Origin of the sequence: uncultured Microscilla sp. (assembly GCF_947493425.1) — a bacterium.
Classification (GTDB): Bacteria; Bacteroidota; Bacteroidia; order Cytophagales; family Microscillaceae; genus Microscilla.
Genome location: NZ_CANLRP010000670.1, coordinates 1 through 233 on the forward strand (window position 1 = coordinate 1; position 233 = coordinate 233).

General features: G+C 52.4%; 1 protein-coding gene. It reads left to right on the top strand.

The window, feature by feature from the left end; translation table 11 throughout:
• Nucleotides 1-233, top strand: a 233-nt coding sequence (locus Q0954_RS34880; protein WP_299466936.1) for a hypothetical protein, incomplete at both ends; no start/stop codon positions are given.

Sequence of the window (233 nt, forward strand, 5' to 3'; positions counted from 1 at the left end):
GCGGATGAGCTTTGGAAAGTGTGGTTGCATGGTTCGTCGTCAGTGGCTTCGCAAACGATTAGTAGTGTGCCTACTCCTGAGGGCGAAGACGTGAATTCTTTATTGGTGGCTTATGGCGAAGTGGTGGAAGCTTCGGACGAGCCGTCGGTTTTTACTCATCTCCTGAGTCAGAAAACGGTGCTTTACTCAGGAGGAGGGAGCGCAGCCAAAGTGAGCAGCAATGGCACTACAGC